General features: G+C 42.5%; 18 protein-coding genes and 1 pseudogene. 10 read left to right on the top strand and 9 right to left on the bottom strand.

Annotated elements, in window-relative coordinates; genetic code table 11:
- The first annotated feature begins 131 nt into the window (after positions 1 to 131).
- On the top strand, positions 132 to 404 hold the full coding sequence (locus tag FTU44_RS07420) for a hypothetical protein (RefSeq protein ID WP_074383176.1): 273 nt from the start codon (positions 132 to 134) through the stop codon (positions 402 to 404).
- Positions 405 to 419: 15 nt separating this feature from the next.
- Here FTU44_RS07420 and gloB read toward each other — a convergent pair whose 3' ends face one another.
- Positions 420 to 1,154, bottom strand: coding sequence for a hydroxyacylglutathione hydrolase (gloB, locus tag FTU44_RS07415; protein ID WP_100329732.1), 735 nt, complete (start codon positions 1,152 to 1,154; stop codon positions 420 to 422).
- A 115-nt stretch (positions 1,155 to 1,269) separates the two neighbouring features.
- Positions 1,270 to 1,612: pseudogene (locus FTU44_RS15295) on the bottom strand (flavin reductase); the annotation flags it as partial.
- A gap of 153 nt (positions 1,613 to 1,765) precedes the next feature.
- Between FTU44_RS15295 and FTU44_RS07410 the strand changes: the two are divergent.
- Positions 1,766 to 2,587, top strand: coding sequence for a PhzF family phenazine biosynthesis protein (locus FTU44_RS07410; protein ID WP_005096600.1), 822 nt, complete (start codon positions 1,766 to 1,768; stop codon positions 2,585 to 2,587).
- A 142-nt stretch (positions 2,588 to 2,729) separates the two neighbouring features.
- Positions 2,730 to 5,501 carry a pitrilysin family protein gene (locus FTU44_RS07405; protein WP_180049977.1) on the top strand — a complete coding sequence of 924 codons (2,772 nt, stop codon included), beginning with the start codon at positions 2,730 to 2,732 and terminating at the stop codon, positions 5,499 to 5,501.
- Between the two features lie 377 nt (positions 5,502 to 5,878).
- Here FTU44_RS07405 and FTU44_RS07400 read toward each other — a convergent pair whose 3' ends face one another.
- Together FTU44_RS07400 and FTU44_RS07395 are read right to left on the bottom strand one after the other, a co-directional pair.
- Entirely contained in the window at positions 5,879 to 6,943 is a 1,065-nt protein-coding gene (locus FTU44_RS07400; RefSeq protein WP_180049975.1) for an amidohydrolase, read from the bottom strand.
- Between the two features lie 117 nt (positions 6,944 to 7,060).
- Positions 7,061 to 7,462 (bottom strand): DUF3144 domain-containing protein, encoded by a 402-nt coding sequence (locus tag FTU44_RS07395; RefSeq protein ID WP_005096603.1) that lies wholly within the window; start codon positions 7,460 to 7,462, stop codon positions 7,061 to 7,063.
- Between the two features lie 112 nt (positions 7,463 to 7,574).
- Between FTU44_RS07395 and FTU44_RS07390 the strand changes: the two genes are divergently transcribed.
- On the top strand, positions 7,575 to 8,207 hold the full coding sequence (locus FTU44_RS07390; protein ID WP_180050027.1) for a hypothetical protein: 633 nt from the start codon (positions 7,575 to 7,577) through the stop codon (positions 8,205 to 8,207).
- Between the two features lie 7 nt (positions 8,208 to 8,214).
- Here FTU44_RS07390 and FTU44_RS07385 read toward each other — a convergent pair whose 3' ends face one another.
- On the bottom strand, positions 8,215 to 9,669 hold the full coding sequence (locus FTU44_RS07385; protein WP_180049973.1) for a CYTH and CHAD domain-containing protein: 1,455 nt from the start codon (positions 9,667 to 9,669) through the stop codon (positions 8,215 to 8,217).
- 130 nt (positions 9,670 to 9,799) lie between these two features.
- Positions 9,800 to 11,257, bottom strand: coding sequence for a CYTH domain-containing protein (locus FTU44_RS07380; RefSeq protein ID WP_100329727.1), 1,458 nt, complete (start codon positions 11,255 to 11,257; stop codon positions 9,800 to 9,802).
- A 335-nt stretch (positions 11,258 to 11,592) separates the two neighbouring features.
- Here FTU44_RS07380 and FTU44_RS07375 point away from each other — a divergent pair, with 335 nt between their 5' ends.
- The 4 genes from FTU44_RS07375 to FTU44_RS07360 all read left to right on the top strand — a co-directional run bounded on the left by FTU44_RS07375 (position 11,593) and on the right by FTU44_RS07360 (position 15,315).
- Positions 11,593 to 11,976 carry a DUF962 domain-containing protein gene (locus FTU44_RS07375; protein ID WP_005171513.1) on the top strand — a complete coding sequence of 128 codons (384 nt, stop codon included), beginning with the start codon at positions 11,593 to 11,595 and terminating at the stop codon, positions 11,974 to 11,976.
- A gap of 796 nt (positions 11,977 to 12,772) precedes the next feature.
- Positions 12,773 to 13,393, top strand: a complete 621-nt coding sequence (thiE, locus tag FTU44_RS07370; protein ID WP_179999552.1) for a thiamine phosphate synthase — start codon at positions 12,773 to 12,775, stop codon at positions 13,391 to 13,393.
- A gap of 38 nt (positions 13,394 to 13,431) precedes the next feature.
- A complete protein-coding gene (gene hemL, locus FTU44_RS07365; protein ID WP_159137917.1) occupies positions 13,432 to 14,733 on the top strand; it encodes a glutamate-1-semialdehyde 2,1-aminomutase in 1,302 nt (433 codons plus the stop codon).
- A gap of 165 nt (positions 14,734 to 14,898) precedes the next feature.
- Positions 14,899 to 15,315 (top strand): heme-binding protein, encoded by a 417-nt coding sequence (locus tag FTU44_RS07360; protein ID WP_005171507.1) that lies wholly within the window; start codon positions 14,899 to 14,901, stop codon positions 15,313 to 15,315.
- A 52-nt stretch (positions 15,316 to 15,367) separates the two neighbouring features.
- Here the strand turns inward: FTU44_RS07360 and FTU44_RS07355 are convergent, their stop codons facing one another.
- The 3 genes from FTU44_RS07355 to FTU44_RS07345 are packed head-to-tail and all read right to left on the bottom strand — an operon-like array spanning position 15,368 to position 16,889.
- A complete protein-coding gene (locus FTU44_RS07355) occupies positions 15,368 to 15,742 on the bottom strand; it encodes a hypothetical protein (protein ID WP_100355069.1) in 375 nt (124 codons plus the stop codon).
- On the bottom strand, positions 15,742 to 16,284 hold the full coding sequence (locus FTU44_RS07350) for a type VI secretion system amidase effector protein Tae4 (protein WP_005171502.1): 543 nt from the start codon (positions 16,282 to 16,284) through the stop codon (positions 15,742 to 15,744). The genes FTU44_RS07355 and FTU44_RS07350 overlap by 1 nt, the downstream gene beginning before the upstream one ends.
- A gap of 2 nt (positions 16,285 to 16,286) precedes the next feature.
- On the bottom strand, positions 16,287 to 16,889 hold the full coding sequence (locus FTU44_RS07345) for a PAAR domain-containing protein (RefSeq protein ID WP_159138062.1): 603 nt from the start codon (positions 16,887 to 16,889) through the stop codon (positions 16,287 to 16,289).
- A 248-nt stretch (positions 16,890 to 17,137) separates the two neighbouring features.
- Between FTU44_RS07345 and FTU44_RS07340 the strand changes: the two genes are divergently transcribed.
- The gene (locus tag FTU44_RS07340) at positions 17,138 to 17,845 is read left to right on the top strand and encodes a phosphopantetheine-binding protein (protein WP_159137916.1); all 708 of its coding nucleotides are present in this window, start codon (positions 17,138 to 17,140) and stop codon (positions 17,843 to 17,845) included.
- A gap of 133 nt (positions 17,846 to 17,978) precedes the next feature.
- Positions 17,979 to 18,623 carry an RluA family pseudouridine synthase gene (locus FTU44_RS07335; protein WP_159137915.1) on the top strand — a complete coding sequence of 215 codons (645 nt, stop codon included), beginning with the start codon at positions 17,979 to 17,981 and terminating at the stop codon, positions 18,621 to 18,623.
- Positions 18,624 to 18,726 lie beyond the last annotated feature (103 nt).

The following is an 18,726-nucleotide window of genomic DNA, read 5'->3' as shown; positions in this document are numbered from 1 at the left end:
AAGCATCGGCATATTAAGCTTGCATTGATTATTTAATCGGATCATTAGCAGCTGCTGGTTTTCTGAGCTATCGTTTGAGATGCATGCCCTATACTATCAAAAATGTAATTCTTGAATTAAATACGATTGCCATGACTGAACTGACGATTGAACACAATGTGAATCAGAAAATTGAATGGATGCAGCAACAGGGCTTAGATCCGGTTGCTGTGATGCTGGGACATGAGGACTGGTTGAATTTTACAGTGCAATCGAAAGTAGCCTATACGCCGTTTGGTAGTGCACGTCGTTATCAACCGGCCTTAGCTGGTTTGCTGCTGGTACGTGTTGACGAAATGCAGGCAGTGCGTGTCGTCACTCAAGACGAACTGGATGCTTATGCGCAAAGTCACCAGATTCTTTAACATGGATCTTTAACTCTAGAACTGATCTTTCAGGGTTCTCAAGCGCTGAAACTCTTCCACACTATCCGCACGCAGGAAAGGATTGGTTTGTAATTCATCTTCAATGCTGCTTGGCAGCGTACACTGGCCTAACATACGCAAGCGTTCGATATGCTCGAAGCGTTCCAGAATTGCCTGATTGTCCGGTTCGACGTGTTTGGCAAACTGGGCATTCGACAGGGTATATTCATGCGTGCAATAGACCTGCGTACGCGGCGGTAAGGCTGCCAGACGTGACAGTGAATGATACATCTGTGAATAAGTACCTTCAAAAACCCGGCCACAGCCCATGGCAAATAAAGTATCGCCACAGAACAGCACATCAATCGCATCAATGAAGTAAACGATATGGCCTAATGTATGGCCTGGTACTGCGATCACTTGAACATCTGCCCCATGAAAGCTGAACTGTTCTTCATGCTCAAGTGGATGCGTGATAAACGGAATTTTACTGAGTTCTGCACGCGGGCCATAAACAGGCAGATTTTGTCCCTGAATTAAGCCGGGCACACCGCCAATATGGTCTTTATGCCAGTGCGTTAACCAGATTTGACTTAAGATTAAACCGTGTTCGGCACAATAATCTTGCACCAATCCTGCTTCGGTCGGGTCAATGACTACGACCTGATGAGAAGCCGTATGTTCCAGCAACCAGATATAATTTTGCAGCGAGTTCTGGACATCAATACAGTGAATTTTAAAAGGCATCATAGCGCATCAGACCAAATGAAGATTGAGAATAAAGTAGCATAATTTCAGATGCTCTGGGCTTGCAGATATTATCTGCTCATCCGGGATAATTTTTGTTTATGTCCCATTTAAAAAATCATAAGTCCGAATCATCAACGCTTACCGCCTTGCCAATGCTATAAAATTGTACACCAGTCACATGATGAGTACTTTTCCATTCTTCACTCACTACATGATAATGCCAGTGACTGTCGCGGAAGACTGATCATCGGCATAGGCCGCAATCAGCTTGCCAATAAACAGATCATGCATTTGCTGGTTATGCGGCCCGGGAATCAGCTCGCAGAGTATTTATGCAGCACAGCCTTGCCCAGAGAAATATCAAAACCAGAGAATTTAAATAGCCTTAGGCCAGATGGTGCCAATTTTTCAGGTACATCATGCAGGCTCAGCCTACCTAGCCGATAGGATTTTTCTAGGAGAATACTTTGAAGATGGGGGTTGGTCATACCGCATCATTCACTATATTGATGTATTTAAGTGGCTAGATTAGTTAGATTATTAGCATATTCAAGTTCACTCTTGCAAAAAAGCTTTTAAACTAGAGATTACTATATTCAGGACTTCAGAAAATGAAAATGTACCAGGTCGATGCGTTTACCACGGAACTGTTTAAAGGAAATCCAGCTGCAGTGATTGTGCTGGAGGACTGGCTCGAAGATGAACTGATGCAAAATATCGCCTTGGAAAATAATCTGTCTGAAACAGCTTTTGTGAAAATAATTGATGCAGAAAATTATGCTATTCGCTGGTTTACCCCGACCAAGGAGGTGGATTTTTGTGGTCATGCAACCTTGGCCAGCAGCTTTGTATTATTCAATCAATTTGGTACGGCAAAAACGATCCAGTTTCATGTGAAAGATCTGGGGATCTTTGTGGTTGATCAGGATACAGATGGCAAGATCAGAATGAACTTTCCAATTCGCCGCGCAGTAGCCGTCACAGAATATCCTGAAGCCTTAAGACAGGCATTGAGCAAACCGTTTAAGCAGGTTTATCTGAATGCACAAGGTTATATTGTCGAATATGAGTCAGTACAGGATGTGCTAGATGAATCACCTGATTTTGAATTATTAAAACAATTAAATGGCAAGCGTACCGCGATTACTGCTCAGAATAGCTTTTTAGATGTCGCGATTACCTCGCAAGATACACAATATGATTGTATTTCACGTTATTTTGCACCGAGTAACGGAATCAATGAAGACCCGGTCACAGGGTCTATTCACACCGGAATTGCGCCACTTTGGGCAGACAAACTGGGTAAAAATGAACTGGTCGCTTATCAGGCATCAGCGCGCGGTGGTGTACTTTATTGTGCTTTGCAAGATCAGGAACGAATTGAAATTTCGGGTTATGGCAAATTATATATGCAGGCTGAACTTTATCTTTAATCTCTGATTACATAGATATGCATGTCGTCAGGCAAGGCGGCATGTTATTTTAATGATTCAATTTAGAAAAGACTATTCAGAATAAGAATCATTCTCTAGAATGAGCGCGAATAAAAATTTACATTGAAAATCTGGATGAATAATGTTGGTACGTTATAAGAATTTAAGCTTGGCGATTTTGTTGTCGAGTTGTAGTGCGCTGAGTTTTGCACAACCTGTTTTGGTGAAAACTGAACAGAATGTGGAGGAATATCGTCTTGATAATGGTTTACGAATTATCCTGGCACCGAATGATAAAGAAAATAAAATTTTTATGAATACGGTGTATTTGACCGGTTCACTGAATGATCCTAAAGGAAAAGGTGGTCTGGCGCATCTGCTGGAACACTTGGCTTTTAAAGGCACTAAAAATGTCAAAGGTGATGAATTTCAGCGTCGGCTCGATCAATATACCTTAATGACCAATGCCAGTACCGATTATTATTCAACCAAATATACCAATGTCATTCGTCCTGAAAAAACGGCGCTAAGTGAAGTAATTTTCCTTGAAGCCGAGCGTATGGATCAGCTGGTTCTTCAGGAAAAATATGTACCGACCGAAATTGATATTGTAAAGCGCGAACGCGAAATTCGTCTGGATCAGCCATTTTCAGTACTCATGGATCAGGTGTTTAAGTCGGCTTATGGCAATCAGTATTTGGGCCGTTTACCGATTGGTGATCTGAATGAGCTGCAATCCATCAATATGCAGGAATTGAACCAGTTTTACCGGAGCTGGTATGCACCGAATAATGCCTTTATGGTGATTTCAGGCAAGTTTGATAAGGCAGAAGTATTAAAGCAGATTGATAGCCATTTCAGTCCGATTCAATCGCGAAGTGTACCGGCGCAAGTGAAAGTTCCGGCTTTAAAACCTGAGCAGATTCAACAGCGTGAATTTACTGTGCAAAAGGGCAGTGATCTGGCCAAATTCAATATTTACCTGAATGGCCCGGATGAAAAGATCAAGACTGCTTTGGCTGTTTCACCGACGCTCTATACCTTGCAACCGAGCGGGCATTTATATCAGAGCATGGTGGAAAGTGGAAAGTCGACCATGGTGCAATCTAGCACCTGGTTAGATAAAGACTTTAATCTGGTGTTTATGGGCGCGATCTATGCACCCAATCATCAGTCAAAAACTGTGGAACAAAGTTTGATTCAAGGCGTAGAGCAAAGCCAGCCATTTACCGAGGCCGAATTAAACCGAGTTAAAAATCTGACCCGCAATCAGGCTGATAATATTAAAAATAGCGCGACTGCTTTAGGTTCACGTTTAAGTGATTATGCCGTGGCTTATTCGGGTGACTGGAGCCAGTATTTTAAAGATCTGAATGCGATTGAAAACCTGAATGTGAGTCAGGTTAATCAGGTCTATAAAGGCTTTCTAAAACCTGAATATCGTATTTCTGGCAATATCCTGCCAACACCGGAAGATCAGAAAAAAGCGCAGGAAGTGACACAGACGGAAGCACCGAAAAAAACACTGGACCAACAGGCTGAGACAGAAGAGCCTTTAAAGGATGTCAGTGTTTATCAGGCGGAAGTGAAGCAGTATGTAGCGCAATCCAAGCAGTATTTATCTGCCAAGGACAAGCAGATTCAGCGTGGTAAGTTAAAAAATGGCATTAAATACGCGCTATTCCCAACCAATATTCGCGATGACAAGGTGTATGCCACAATTTCTCTGGATTTTGGGACTGCGCAAAGCCTGATGAATAAAGGCGAGATTCTGGATCTGACCGCGTATTTAATGCTGCGCTCATCGGAAAGCCAGAGCTTGCAGCAGATTGCTGACAAAATTATCGAAGTAGGCGGTTCAGCGACTGCCAGCCCATCGAGTAATGGCCTGAACATACAGATCAGTGCCAAAAAAGAGAAGTTTGCAGAGTTTTTCCAATATGTGGTTGATGTACTGAAAAAACCTGCATTTGAGCAAAGCCAGTTTGACTTGATCAAGGGTCAGACCTTATCCAGTCTGGATCGTCCTTATACCGAGCCAGATACGGTGTCGAGCCTGACTATGGCGCGAACCATTGAAGTGTATCAACCCGGTGACATTCGTTTCCATTTTGAACCTGAACTGGCCACCAGGCAGTTTAAAGCAGCCACTCGTGAGCAAGTGGTCGCTTTGTATCAGCAATTCTTTAAAACGCATCATGCACACATTGCAGTGACTGGGGAATTTCAGCCAAAATCTATACAGAAAATGCTGAAAAATAGTTTCGCGGACTGGAAAGCGGTACAGCCTTATGAACGCCTGAAATCAGAATATCGAAGCTATCCAGCCCAAAAAATTCATGCATTATCTGAACAACGTGAGTTCGGTAGTTATCAGGCATTGCTGACCTTCCCGGTGGGGGCAGACCATGCAGATGTACCTGCTTTACAAGTCTTCCGTCATATTCTGGGTGACTCTCAACTGTCTTCCCGTTTGGCTCAGGAATTACGTGAAAAAAATGCGCTGGTCTACGGTTTTAGTGCCCATGTTCAGTTTAATGAATGGGCCGATTCAGGTGCTTTGGCACTGGGTGCCAATTATACCGCAGGTAAATCTGCACAGGTTTCTCAAACGGTGCATCAGGTACTCAATGAGCTGTTAACACGTGGTGTAACTGAACAGGAAGTGGAAGCGGCCAAAGCCAGCATTTTGAAAAAACGTGTCAATGCACTGGAAGATGATCGCCGTATTCACAGTATGTTGGTTCCTCAACTGGAAAAAGATCGTAAGCTGATTTACCGTGAAAAACGTGATCAGGCGATTGCCCAACTGACGAAAGCCGACATTGATGCCGTGATTAAAAAATACATCAAGCTGGATCAGTTGGTCGAAGTGATGGCCGATCAATATGGAAAAGAAATCAAAAAATCATAGAATTGATCTACATTAAAAAAAGTCCTCCTCTAATAGGGGGATTTTTTATTCTTCAATATAATTAAAAGCTCTAATTTAAGTTGCTTTTCTGGTAAGCAGGATTCTACTTAAAACGCCAGATAGCACAGCACTGGGTAAGTTCCACCAGAAAGTGGCAAAAAGAAACAGGAAAATCCCAGCTGATACTAATATTGCTTCAACAGCGATATCTTTCTTAAAAGCGAAGTGAATAATATGTTGGTAATAATATGAGGCGATTAAACTAGAAAAGATTGCTCAGCAAGTATAGAAAAGCTTATCTGATCGGGGACTCGCGATCATTTCTTCCCAGAGCATACGTATTTTCCTACTTTTTTTAAGGATTCAGACTCTTATTTTTATAATTTATAAAATGCTTTCGCATTCTCATAAAAGATCGGCTTTAATGCGTTTTCATCATAGTCCTGAACAATATCGCTAAAAGCATCAATGATATTCACGAGTGAGCTGCTGACACTGTCCATTGGAAAGTTGGAGGCAAACATCAGGCGTTCAGAACCAAAGCAATCTAAGGCATGCTGAATCAGGGGAGCTGCACGTTCCAATAATTCCTGTTTAGTTGCCAGCCGTTTCTGCTGATGAAAATCATGACCCAGCACCGGCATAAACAGGCCAGACATTTTAGTCGATACATTTCTGCACTCGGACAGTTCAGCCAGTTGATCTTGCCAACTTGAAAATATCTGGGCGCGTTCTTGTTCAGTCTTGCCTGTAGCTTTGCTCACCTTGCCAAATAAGCCGGCAGGCGTACCGAGGTGATCCAGTGCGATGGGTGTTTTAGGAAAGGCTTTGGCCAGTGCAGTCACATCCGCAATCTGGCTCGAATAGACCCAGGCATCAAAACTTAAGTCTTGCTTGGCCAGTTCTTCAAATCCTTTCAGGAAGTTTTTATTACGGTAGAGATGCGGCTCATCTGTCCAGGCATGAATCCCTTTGTCTGGATGTACCGCAGCCATTTTACGGATGCCGCGAAATTTTGGAGAAGCTTCGCGATGCAATTGAATCAATTGCTTAAAGTTTTTCTGCCGCGGATCCGCCGTAGCGACAATGCCACCGAGCTGGATATTATGCTGATCAAAAGAAAGTCCGGCCACAAAACGGGTTTCATCCACCACGCCTGTACCTTTCTGATCATGCCAGCTGGCTTCAACATGCACAATTTGTTCGACTTCATAATGCCCTAGATCTTTGTTGTAGTTCGCAGGCAGATAAGGGGCGGTCAGATGCTCGGTCAGGCCAATGGTCTCAATCACATCTTTAGGTTTGAGCAGCCGCACCATTTTGTCCAGTAATTTAGGATATTTGCCAAACAGTTTTACGGCAAATGCTGCCGCGTGTGGGGTGTTGTACGGATCCCATTGGTGAATATGTGGGTCAATGATCGGGAAGGGAAGTTGCTGCATGCTATGCCTTGTTTTAGTGTATTTATTATTCAATTTATATGGGGCTAAAATCAGTTCGAAGTCAAGATGATAAATTAAGGCAAATAAAAAAGCCCCGCGGGGCTTTTCATATTTTAATCAATGATCGTGCTTGTGATCATGGTTATGCTTGTTGGCATGAAACTCTTCATTGTGACGGAAACGTAAATAGTTTTCGAACTGTTCACAGTATTCATCATAGTTATCTTCCAGCATCATTTGGAATTGCTGCATAATATAAGACATCACCTGATCTTTGGCATCGCGCATTTCGTTGCCATCTTTAAAGTTATTCGCTGCCACCCAGGTATTGAAACGGGCAGTACCAAATAACATGGCTGCACTGACTTGACCGCGCTTATCACTCGGTTTTTCCTGCGAGCCTTTTTCTACGCGACAAAACTCGTTGGCTTGTTGAATAAATTCATCAGCACGTTCAAAGAATGCCGCATTTAACGCTTCTTCTTCGGTTACATCGGTTGCTTCAATCTTTTGAACCATGAATTTTTCCTGACCATCATAAAATCTTAATGGCTAATTATAGGCAAAGCCTTGCAGAAACTAAACCTTTGCCTTAATCTAAAAATAGCCTAAGCATATAAAAGTGAATGCCATGCAGGATGCGATTGCGGTACAAAGTCTGAAAAGTGATATTGCCTTATTGCGCCAGAATATCTGGCCACCGGCAAATCTGGCCAATGTCGAAGGTCTGCCGATTTATTATGGAACCAAATCGCAGGTCGAAGAATATTACACCCAGTGGCTTGCTCTGATTGAAAGGGCGCAGGATCTGTTCCAACCTTTCATGGACGATGAAACCCTAGATGCTATCCATCTTCCCAGTCATTTAAACTTGCCGCTGTTTTATTTTCATGTTGACCGAATCAGGCTAAATAAAACCCGGGCCAAAGAATCTAAAACTTTTCGTGGTGTGGCCAGCCTGATTGAAAAATGCGGGCAGTTTGAACCCGAACAGATCGCAGCCATGCGACACTGGCTCGACAGTGACGATACCGCGGCTTTGGTGGCACACCGCGAATTTGTAGACTTACGTACTTATGTGTTTCAGCATGGTCAAAGTGAATATACACGTACCCGTTTTTATGTGAATGGTATCGTGCTGAGTGTCGAGCCACATTTTGAGCTGATCGATGCCCGTGATAAACCACGTAAGCAACGCAGTGATAGTTATAATGACCCTCTGGCCGATAATAATACCTGGAAAGTGTTTGGTAAATATCGCTAGCCCGGTTTTACCAGAAGGGTTTGGTATTTTCAGCAAACTGCTGTAAACGCTCGGCTGCTTCACTCGACAAACGCTGCTGTTCCGCGCTTATCCAACCCAGCACAAACCAGGCTTTGCTATTTTGCTTGACATACGGTCTAAACAGTTCGTCTGCCACAAACAGGTCGTTATAATGCCCCAAGCTTTCCTGTAAGGGTTTTAGGGCTTTCAGATAAGTTTTCACATCCTTTTCAGGAAATAAGCTCTGTAAAAATTCTACGTTATAGCGCAAGCGTTTCACCCGTTTACGCGTGCGATGCCGCGATTCAATATCCAGTTCCTGATAGTTTTCGGCATCCTGACAAATTTGCTGATGTAACTTGCTCAAACCTTTACACAAAATTTTATGCGAAGATTTGGCTTTGCTATGCGTTTTTTCCTGACTAAAGCTGAGTAGTTGCAGTATCAAGTCCACTGTAGCTGAATGTCTGAACAGCGCGCTAATATCTGGCTGTTTTTGTCGATGTGGTGGTAATTTTAATAAGGGTGAGCCGGCTTTTTCCAGTTGCGGAATCAGACTTTCTGCAAGGGCATCGCGATCTCGGGTAGAACCCAGTTGCTGAAAAATATCTCGCAGCTGTTCCGGCCATTCTGGCTGTACATGTTCAGTCACAGACTGGAAAATTTTAAAGGCACTGCGTAAGCGCCGGATCGCGACACGTGCCTGATGCACATGATCGCTGTTATAATGATCAGCGGCAATCGCAGTTGCATTCGGAAAAAGATGAGCCAGACAGTTGGCTACGATTTTCTTTAAAATAGTAGCAATCTGATCTTTCTGCTCAAGTTCTAATGGCAGCTGATGCTGCACAGGCAGACTTTCTTCACCCTGTAATAGGGCATAACCGCGTTCCGATTTACTCCGCGTATCCAGCCATAAATCATAACGTTGAATCCATGGCCGAATGAAATCAATCAATTCGCTCAATTGACCGGATTTTAGCTCAAATTCGACTTCATAAATATCAATGGCTTGATCCTTATGGCGAATTTCCCCTACATCAAAGGCAATCTCAATCTGGCTATTTTGATGTGTTTCGGTCAGCACATAACGCGCGACATCTGTTTCAAATTGCAGAATAAGCGGTATATCCAAATCGCCAAGCGCCTGTTTCAGGATTTTTTTTGCCGGTTTGTGTTTGCGATATAACTGAAAATCACAGCTTTCAGGTGGGCTTTTTAATGTATGTTCAAGTTCAAAACGTTCAAATTGCTGCTCAGTAGGTGCTTTCAGGGTTTGAATCCATTGCTGGTCTTCTAGACGTTGTCGCAAGGCGATTTGATTTTGTTGGAGTTGTTGTGCTTCAGTATCGAAGTAGCGCGCACATAAACGATGCCGAGTCGGCTGAAGCTTCTGGAAGTCCTGTTCAAATTGTGCACGTGACTGTGACGGAATCTGGAATTTAAGCTCTATTTCTGCCATCGGGTCATTCCTTCTCGATGTAGGTTATACAGATCAATATAGCTCAAAGATTAGCCACAGTGTGATGTGCTTCTGCAACAAAAAAAGCACGCCGTAGAGGGAGCGTGCTTTGAAATGTTCTTAAAGATATTTATTTGAGGAATTTACGGCTCACCAGGAACTGTTCTGTCGCCTCAAGCAGTTTCTGGGCATAGACTTCCTGTTTAGCAGTCAGCCAGCCTAATACAAACCAGTCACTCGCTTCCAGTTCAGTTTGCTGAATATACACTGCCGAAGAGGCCAAGGTTTGATATTCACCGGCTGCAAGTTGTGCATCATTCAGCGCTTTGCTGTACTTCTGCAAGTTTTTGACGTCATAGATTGTGGTTAAAATCGGGAAGCTGAATTTGAGTTCCTGAATCCGGCTTGCCAATTGATCCAGACTTTCAAAATTGTTAATTTCAGTCTGGTTCATCTGTTCTTGCAGCACTTTATACTGTTGTTGCAGCGTGGTTTGTGCAGCAGTTTTTAAATCCAGAGCAGCATGTTCATCTTCAGTTAAACTAAAAGTCAATAACTCCAGATAATGATGCACATTTTGCGTTGATTTGACTAGATTGCCCAGTTTTTCCTGAGCATACAGAATATCTTTACTCAGATTTTCCGCAGTGGTCGGATTTTGCAGGAAGCTGGCCAAGCTGTTTTGCATATGCTGCAAATGTTGTAAATGCTCGAACTGCTGCTTAAAGGCAGCCATTTGATGTGCCCATTTGTCCGAAAGCTGCGGATGCCAGTCTTTAAACAGCAGCAAAGTGAGATATAGCTGATCCAGTGCCAGTTGAGCCTGCTGAATATGTTCCTGCTGTGCAACCTGAGCTGAAATCGCGGCGATATTTGGCAATAAATGTTGCATCTGCTGCGCAATCAGACTGCATAGGGTTTTACCAGCGCTGTCTTTTTTACTGATCTGGAACTCTTTGGCGAAGGTGGCCGGGCTCACGCGTTGTGAGGTGGCCAATAAATTACCAATTTCTGCCTTGCTGCGTACATCGAGCCAGAGCTGATATTTCTTGACCCATTCAAAACTGAATGCCAATAAATTGTGTATCAACCCACTTTTTAGCTCAAACTCGACTTCATGTACCTCTTGTTCAGCATTTCGGGTACGGATCTGCCCAATATCCAGACTGACTTCGATTTGTGTGTCTTGGTATTCAATTACACGCAAGGTGCGGGCAATATCGGTTTCGAATTGCAGTTGTAGCTGATCAGACTGATTGCCGAGCGCATGGCTCAGAATCGCCTGTGCTTCTGGGAACTGGGTATAAATACTTAAATCCAGTTCAGGAGATTCAGTTAATTCCCCCAGATCATGATTATGTTCAAAGCGTTCAATATGGCTTTTACCGGCAGCTTTCAGGGTTTGCACCCAGCGCGTACCTTCCAGACGCTGACGTAGTGCTACCCCGTGCTGGGCCAGTTGACGGTCGGCAGTATCATAATATTTGGCTTGAAGCTGGATCTGTTGAGACTTTTTCGGATCAAGTGCCTTGAGCAGCGCAGTGCGTCGTGCCGCAGGAATCTGGAACTTGAGTTCAACTTCAACCATAATGATTTTCCTATCTGTTTAGTACACGCCAGCATGTACTGATATTTTTCGCTTTAATGAGATGCTGAAAATTCGGCGGGCAATCGCCGCAATTATATTTTTAGATGTATGCGTGGCAGATTGTAACCAAAATCAAAATGCATGTAAGACTTGACCTGCATATAAAAATATTGAACAGGAATTTAAATATTGGCTTTGAGCTGTTAATAGGGTTGCAAAGCGAGAGGAATTGCGGCTTTGCTTGGAAAATATCTAAGAATATTTGAGCAAATCAAGAGACTGTTAATTGGCCAAAATATACGCTAAGGTAAAAGAAAACATCAGGACGATGAGAAATGAACGTACAAGTACAGCCAGAGAATACCCATGTGATCGCGCATCAACCCCAGATGCCGATTGGCAATTATCATGAGTTTTACCGCTTTTATTTGACCGAACACCGGCATATGGTCAGTCGCCGTCTACATGTCGCAGGTAGCAGTATCGGCCTATATTGTTTTACTCAAGCCATTCGCCAGGGCAAACCACGATATTTTGCTTATGGTTTGCTTTCGGGTTATGCCTGTGCCTGGATTGGCCATTTTATCTTTGAACGCAATAAACCGGCCAGTTTTAAACAGCCGGTGTATAGCTTTATTTCAGACTGGCGTATGTTTGCGGATGTCCTGCGTGGTCGTCTCAGTCTGCTTGATCGCAAATACGATAAGATTTCAAGTTAAACTCAGGTAACTTTCATCGGATTGTGTGGCTAGGGAACATGATCTTTCGATAAAAGACTTGCAAGTCGCCATTTATTATTCTATTAATTGTGTTATTACTTATTCAGTTTGATGGAATTTGATCAAAAGTTATAGTTTACTGAATAAAACAGTTTTCCAAGCCTGGAGCGACCTTCTCCGGGCTTTTTTTATATCTCTATTTTTTAAATAAATTTACTGACTTCGTTGCCATTATTGCGTAAATATTCATAGAACAAGTCATGCGGATCATACATAAAGAAAATGATCCTTTCTAGCTTTGAAACGTCTCCCCACAAACGTATTATTCAAAACTAGAAAGGATCGGGTGTCACCAACACAGGTATTTATTTTTCTGGTTATTTTCTGTGTCTAACGCTATTTAAGTCTTTTCGCGCTAATTGGGCCATCCCTGAAATTGGGTATTTTTTAATCTTTTTGAGTTTAATCTTAAAGAGGCTTAACAATATTGAAAATTTAAAGGCAAAAAAAACCGCTCTTAGAATTTTGCAACTTCTCCACCAAGTTATCTGCAAAATCCTAAAAGCGTTTGTCGGAGGGCGTAAGCATTAACACTTTATTATTTTTGTTATAAAGCGATTAAAACCCATATTTTATAGTCGGTATATCCCTGAAAATGGTGATATTTTAGATTTAACTGGAAAATTGCGCTAAAAAACTGCAAATCTGTTGCTACCCGGTCGCGGAAACAGCAGGACTGCGGCAATTAAACCGAGTTATGCCTATAATAGAGCCATCCTAGCAAGTGGCGAGCAAGATGCGCGGTTTATATTTAATTACCAATGATGATCCCGTAGAACTTTTATTGGCAAAACTGGAAGGCGCAATGGCCAATGGCGGCATTGCAGTATTGCAATATCGCCGTAAAAAAGTCGCCAAACAAGATCAAATTTACGAAATCGAGTATATGAAAGCCATGTGTGCTGAATATGGTGTGCTTTTTGTGATTAATGATGATCTTGAAATGGCCGTTAAATACGGGGTGGGTGTGCATTTGGGTCAGGATGACGGGTCTATTGTCGAGGCAGTTGCACGCTTGCCGAAAAATGTCTTGATTGGTCGTAGCTGTAATAACTCGCTTGAGCTGGCTGAACGGGCCATTGCCGATGGTGCAAACTATGTGGCATTTGGTGCCATCTATGCCACCGACAGTAAACCTGAAGCCGGTAATATTGGCTTGGAAACCTTAAAACTGGCCAAAGAGAAATTGAACGTGCCTTTATGTGCCATTGGCGGTTTAACGGTTGAAAATTCCAAAGAAGTCATTGAGTCAGGTGCGGATTATTGCGCCGTGATTAGTGATATATTGGGCTTACCGATGAATGCCATTCCTGAACGTTTAGATGAATGGTCTGCGCTTTTTCAAGCTACAGCATAAAATTTTTTGATTGATTTAATTTTGAGTCGAGTGCCTTCATGAGCTTATCTCCAAAGCAAGAACAATTGTTCAAACAAGCCAATAAACATATTCCGGGTGGCGTCAACTCACCTGTACGCGCATTTAACGGCGTCGGTGGTACACCGGTCTTTATCGAAAAAGCCCAAGGCGCATATTTGTATGATGTAGACGGAAAACGTTATGTGGACTATGTCGGTTCATGGGGACCGATGATTCTGGGTCACGCCCATCCTGCAATTATTCAAGCCGTTCAACAGGCCGCAGTAGATGGTTTAAGCTTTGGTGCGCCAACAGTTCATGAAACCACGCTTGCCGATATTATTTGCGAGATCATGCCGTCGATTGAATTGGTACGTATGACCAACTCGGGCACGGAAGCCACCATGACAGCGATTCGTTTAGCGCGCGGTTATACCGGCCGTGACAAGATTGTAAAATTTGAAGGCTGTTATCACGGTCACTCAGACTCGCTTCTTGTAAAAGCAGGTTCGGGCTTGTTAACTAAAGGTGAGGGCGAAGCGACATCTGCGGGTGTGCCAGCTGATTTTGCCAAGCATACCATCACGCTTCCATACAATGACATTGCGACTTTAAAAGAATGCTTTGCCAAGTTTGGTGCTGAAATTGCCGGCGTGATTGTGGAGCCTGTGGCAGGCAACATGAATCTGGTGAAACCAATTGACGGTTTTCTGCAAGCGATTCGTGATGTTTGTGATGAGCATGGTTCAGTCTTTATCATCGACGAAGTGATGACCGGTTTCCGTGTTGGCTTAGGCGGTGCGCAGGCACATTATGGCGTAACTCCGGATTTAACCACATTGGGTAAAATCATTGGTGCAGGTCTGCCAGTCGGTGCCTTTGGCGGTAAACGTGAAGTGATGGAATGCATTGCGCCACTGGGTAAAGTGTATCAAGCAGGAACATTGTCGGGTAATCCATTGGCAATGCGTGCCGGGATTGAGATGTTCAAGCATCTTCGTGCTGAAGGTTTCTATGAAAACCTATCTGCGCAGTTGTCAAAACTTCTTGCAGGTTTACAAGCAGCAGCGGACGAGGCGGGCGTACCCTTTAAAACCCAACAGGTCGGTGGGATGTTTGGTCTGTACTTCACCGATCAGGAAGACATCACCAGCTTTGATTCGATGTTGAAATGTGATGTCGATGCTTTTCGTAAATTTTTCCATGGCATGTTGAATCGGGGTGTGAATTTAGCACCTTCTGCATTCGAAGCTGGCTTCTTCTCGGCTGCACACAGCGATGAAGATATTGAATTTACCATTCAGGCTGCGATCGAGACTTTTGCTGAGATGAAAGCTTAAATTTTAATTTTTTTAAAATCCTCCCTCTTGCGAAGCGGTGCTTTTCACCTTTTTAAAGGAGGGAGTTTTATCTGTACAAATAATAAAATTTACTCCTCTTTTCCTTGCGCCATATCTGACTCAGGGTTAGGGGAGATTAAATTCTAAAATTAGGGATATTCATTCATGCAAACCAAACATTATTTGACTCTAAGTGATGCGGAATTTCTATTGGATCACGCCCATCAATATGCAATTCAGAACAGCTTCAATGTCAGTATTGCCTTAGTCGATGAAACGGGCAATTTGCTTGCGATGAAACGTATGGATGGTGCAGCACCGATGACTGCAAATCTGGCCATTGAAAAAGCCAGATGCTCGGCGATGAGTCGTCGTCCATCCAAGCTGTTTGAAGATATTATCAAAGGCGGGCAGATGGGCTTTCTGACTATGGAAAGTTTCTCGGGAATGCTGGAAGGTGGCGAACCGATTCTGTATCAAGGGCAATTAGTGGGTGCGATGGGTGTATCAGGTGTGAAATCATTTGAGGACGCTGAGATTGCGCAGGTGGCGATTAAGAAGTTTTTGGCGCAGCAGGGCTAAACATTATACGCTTGAGAATGTACTTATCTTCTCAAGTCTAAGTTAAAAATAACTATCGGATAAGATAGTGATGCTGTTGTTTAACCATTTCATTATATTCTGTCGAGTTATACAGCTCTAAACAGCTCATTAATATGGCTGGCCTTGCTTGATTTTTATACACCTCAGTTTTTGCTTTCATAGATTGGTTTATATATTCTTTCAAATTTTTATACGCGGGTTCTTCATATGAACCCTGTTGGAAATACCCGCCCATCGCTAGAGCAGCCTCAGAACTGAGGGATTGATCCTGAGCCCTCGTCAGACAATAACTAAAGCCAAAATTTTTGATATTGAGCTCATCCTCATTTGATATGGATGGAATTAAGTCTTTTGCATAACATGCACTCATCACTAGACAACTAAAAAGTACAGCAATTATTTTCATTATCTTAAATTCCAAAACAGAATATCTGTGGTTCTTAGGCTCGGTGTATCATGAATAAAGTAGCAACTATCTCCACAATCATTTCCATTCCATAAAGTGACATGTCCAGAAGCATCTCCCCAACCAGAGACTTTAAAAATAATAATTCCTTTTTTCCCTTTTAATTGTGATGATAAATCCTGGTTATTTTGAGGCTTGAAGGAGAGATCTGCAGTTCCTAAATTTTGTTCAACAAAGCTGATCATCTCGCGAACCCTAAGTAAATAAGGTTTATGATCAGCGCCTCTGACTTTATAACCTCTGGTTGACTGTTTAATTGGCATTCCGCCGTAGTTGAAAGATCTACTTAATCTTAAAGCACAAGCATTTGCGTATCCTGTAGGATTTTCTTGATATAAAGCCATAGCTTGACCTCCCACCATAGAATACACATCACTTGCTGACATTTTTACCGGATAATATTTCCATAATTCGGAAAATAAAGGTCTTTTTGCTTGTATGGTCGAAGACCGACCACCAGCCCTTGCAGTTATACTCACCATATTTAATATTCCGTATCAATTAATATAGTTTTTCCTTTAAAAATATTTTTAAGCACTCCCTTACCTTCAGCATCAATATCAAGTGAAATCGTAAATGGATGAAATGAGTTTATCTCAGAAGATTCTGGTTTTATTTCTATATCAATAGTATCTCCTTGTGCATAACCTGAAGTTTCTATATGCAAATTCAAGTCATCAAAAAATCTAGATTTTCTTTTTAGAAGAATAAGGTTATCTCCATAACTCCAATAAATATTATTAATGATCTTTTCTTCTTTTTCTTCAATGTATTTAGTAGCTGTATCTGATATTAATTGATCAATTTTACTTGAGATAATACCATTACTTATGACAGCCAAATCAGAAGTTTTTAGAAATTTTGAACCACAAGTTGATGTGTCTCCTGCCGCAACAATGCTTCTACCCAGGACGACTATAAAGCCTCGGTTAGAAGCAAGAGCTTTCGCTAGGACATTACATTTAGGACAATAATGTACCATTCCATCCAAATGCACAGCTTTTCCTTCCACCAGAAAGGAAGGGTCGCCAAAAGTAATGATTCCCCCATGATCGGTTTTACAGCCGACTGTTATTAATGCTCTCATTATTATTTGGTTATTATTTTTATTAAAGACCATAATAACATGACAATATAAAATGAAAGGTTTAGTTTAAAATTCATTTAATCAGTTTGTATATAATGACTGAATGTATCTGAATATAGATACAAGCATTTTTGCTTTTAATTTTTTAAATATAGCCCTGTTGACTTTTAAAGTATTGAGTAACCCTCAATCTGAGTTAGCATATACAGTTACGAAAAAGCCGACTGTCTGAAGCCAAAGAGTCTCCCATGCTGTACCCAATGCCCAAAAAAATCCAACTTGCCCCATCTCAAGCCAAATGGCAGCTTGCATCGAACCAATCGGTTTTGGTCTTAGTCGGATTACAAAACTTGCGTATGCAACAGGGCATACAAGAAAGTGCACTCATGGCAAATTTGATTCAACTGACCAATAAAGCCAAAGCACTGGATATTCCCATTGTCGATTTATATGGTGATGACCTGATGCAGGGCATGCAACAGCTTGGTGAATATGCCTCCACGCATCCACAACTGATTTTTACAGGGCAGGTCACACCGATGCTCAAGCAAATCTTACCGCATTTGATGAGTGTGACAGATCAAATTGGTGTGGTCGATGACGCGATCTTATTGGCCAATCAGGAACAGCATATTCAGTGGATCGAAAATATTTCCAGTCAAGGTGTGCATCACTTAAATACTTATAGTCTGACCCGGTTGTGGGATTTAAGTGCGCCCTCAGACTATGTCTTATCAACCAAAGGTATTATGTTGGCTGTGGCAGAACAGCTAGACATAGATGCTCTGGAGATTGATCCCTATGTCGATTTAAGAAATTATGGATTGGACTCTGTAGCCGTGGTGAGTTTGGTCGGTGTATGGCGTGCACATGGTGCCAATATTCGTTATGAAGATGTACGACAGCATGCATCTTTGCATGAATTGGCAGGCTTCATTTTACAATCCTCAGGTTGATACGCTGCGATTGAGCATTTTTATGACCTAAATCGGAAATTTCATCAGCATTTACATAAAAGCGCATTGTAATTATGGGCGAAGCTTTCTATCATGGCCGCCTTGTTTTTCGCGATCAGCCTGGGATTGAACTTTGAGTAATTTTCTAACCGAACATCTGATACATTGTGATGACGATTTCATGGTCATCCACAAACCTGCAGGTTTACTCACAGTTCCCGGGAAAACAGAAGATTTACAAGATTGCCTGATTAACCGATTATTAAAAATAGAACCAAAAACCTTACTGATCCATCGACTGGATCGCGATACTTCCGGCATTCTCGTGTTTGGTCTCACAAAATGGGGACAAAAAACCATTTCCCGCCAGTTTCAGGAACGCCAGACCGACAAAACCTATCAGGCCGTGGTTGCCGGTACACTCGAAGGTGAAGGTAGCATTGAGGTGCCCGTGGTATATGACCCAAGCCGTCCGCCCTTACATATCGCAGATCCCGCACATAACAAGCCGGCCATCACGCATTGGCAGGCGATCGAACACTTTAATATTCAGGGACAAGCCGTGACTCGGGTGAAACTTACGCCAATTACCGGCCGTTCGCATCAGTTGCGTGTGCATATGCAATATCTGGGACATCCGATTATCGGCGATACCTTATATGCGACACCTGAACAGCAACAGCTCAGCTCGCGTCTACATTTACATGCTGAACGTTTGAGTTTTTATCATCCTCAAACAGATCAGCTGGTCGAATTTTATTGTCCGGCGCCGTTCTAGGAAATACTTCTTGAATCGGCGTGAATTATGCTCACTTTTTAGTGGGCTTTATGTCAAAATACATTGCTTGAAGGTGTGAAATTTTGCTCCAATGACGTTTCGT

The sequence above is a fragment of the Acinetobacter sp. YH12105 genome, assembly GCF_013419095.1.
Taxonomy (GTDB): Bacteria; Pseudomonadota; Gammaproteobacteria; order Pseudomonadales; family Moraxellaceae; genus Acinetobacter; species Acinetobacter pseudolwoffii.
The sequence above is the reverse complement of the archived record's forward strand: the minus strand, read 5'-3'. Positions and strand labels throughout refer to the sequence as shown.

Bases quoted from the DNA above. Each gene is read 5' to 3' on its own strand.
- FTU44_RS07375 (WP_005171513.1), top strand. From the start codon at position 11,593: ATGAACGTACAAGTACAGCCAGAGAATACCCATGTGATCGCGCATCAA.
- FTU44_RS07380 (WP_100329727.1), bottom strand. From the start codon at position 11,257: ATGGTTGAAGTTGAACTCAAGTTCCAGATTCCTGCGGCACGACGCACT.
- FTU44_RS07405 (WP_180049977.1), top strand. From the start codon at position 2,730: ATGTTGGTACGTTATAAGAATTTAAGCTTGGCGATTTTGTTGTCGAGT.
- thiE (WP_179999552.1), top strand. From the start codon at position 12,773: ATGCGCGGTTTATATTTAATTACCAATGATGATCCCGTAGAACTTTTA.
- FTU44_RS07410 (WP_005096600.1), top strand. From the start codon at position 1,766: ATGAAAATGTACCAGGTCGATGCGTTTACCACGGAACTGTTTAAAGGA.
- FTU44_RS07420 (WP_074383176.1), top strand. From the start codon at position 132: ATGACTGAACTGACGATTGAACACAATGTGAATCAGAAAATTGAATGG.
- FTU44_RS07395 (WP_005096603.1), bottom strand. From the start codon at position 7,462: ATGGTTCAAAAGATTGAAGCAACCGATGTAACCGAAGAAGAAGCGTTA.
- FTU44_RS07345 (WP_159138062.1), bottom strand. From the start codon at position 16,889: ATGAGAGCATTAATAACAGTCGGCTGTAAAACCGATCATGGGGGAATC.
- FTU44_RS07350 (WP_005171502.1), bottom strand. From the start codon at position 16,284: ATGGTGAGTATAACTGCAAGGGCTGGTGGTCGGTCTTCGACCATACAA.
- FTU44_RS07355 (WP_100355069.1), bottom strand. From the start codon at position 15,742: ATGAAAATAATTGCTGTACTTTTTAGTTGTCTAGTGATGAGTGCATGT.
- FTU44_RS07385 (WP_180049973.1), bottom strand. From the start codon at position 9,669: ATGGCAGAAATAGAGCTTAAATTCCAGATTCCGTCACAGTCACGTGCA.
- FTU44_RS07340 (WP_159137916.1), top strand. From the start codon at position 17,138: ATGCTGTACCCAATGCCCAAAAAAATCCAACTTGCCCCATCTCAAGCC.
- FTU44_RS07400 (WP_180049975.1), bottom strand. From the start codon at position 6,943: ATGCAGCAACTTCCCTTCCCGATCATTGACCCACATATTCACCAATGG.
- FTU44_RS07360 (WP_005171507.1), top strand. From the start codon at position 14,899: ATGCAAACCAAACATTATTTGACTCTAAGTGATGCGGAATTTCTATTG.
- hemL (WP_159137917.1), top strand. From the start codon at position 13,432: ATGAGCTTATCTCCAAAGCAAGAACAATTGTTCAAACAAGCCAATAAA.
- gloB (WP_100329732.1), bottom strand. From the start codon at position 1,154: ATGATGCCTTTTAAAATTCACTGTATTGATGTCCAGAACTCGCTGCAA.
- FTU44_RS07390 (WP_180050027.1), top strand. From the start codon at position 7,575: ATGCAGGATGCGATTGCGGTACAAAGTCTGAAAAGTGATATTGCCTTA.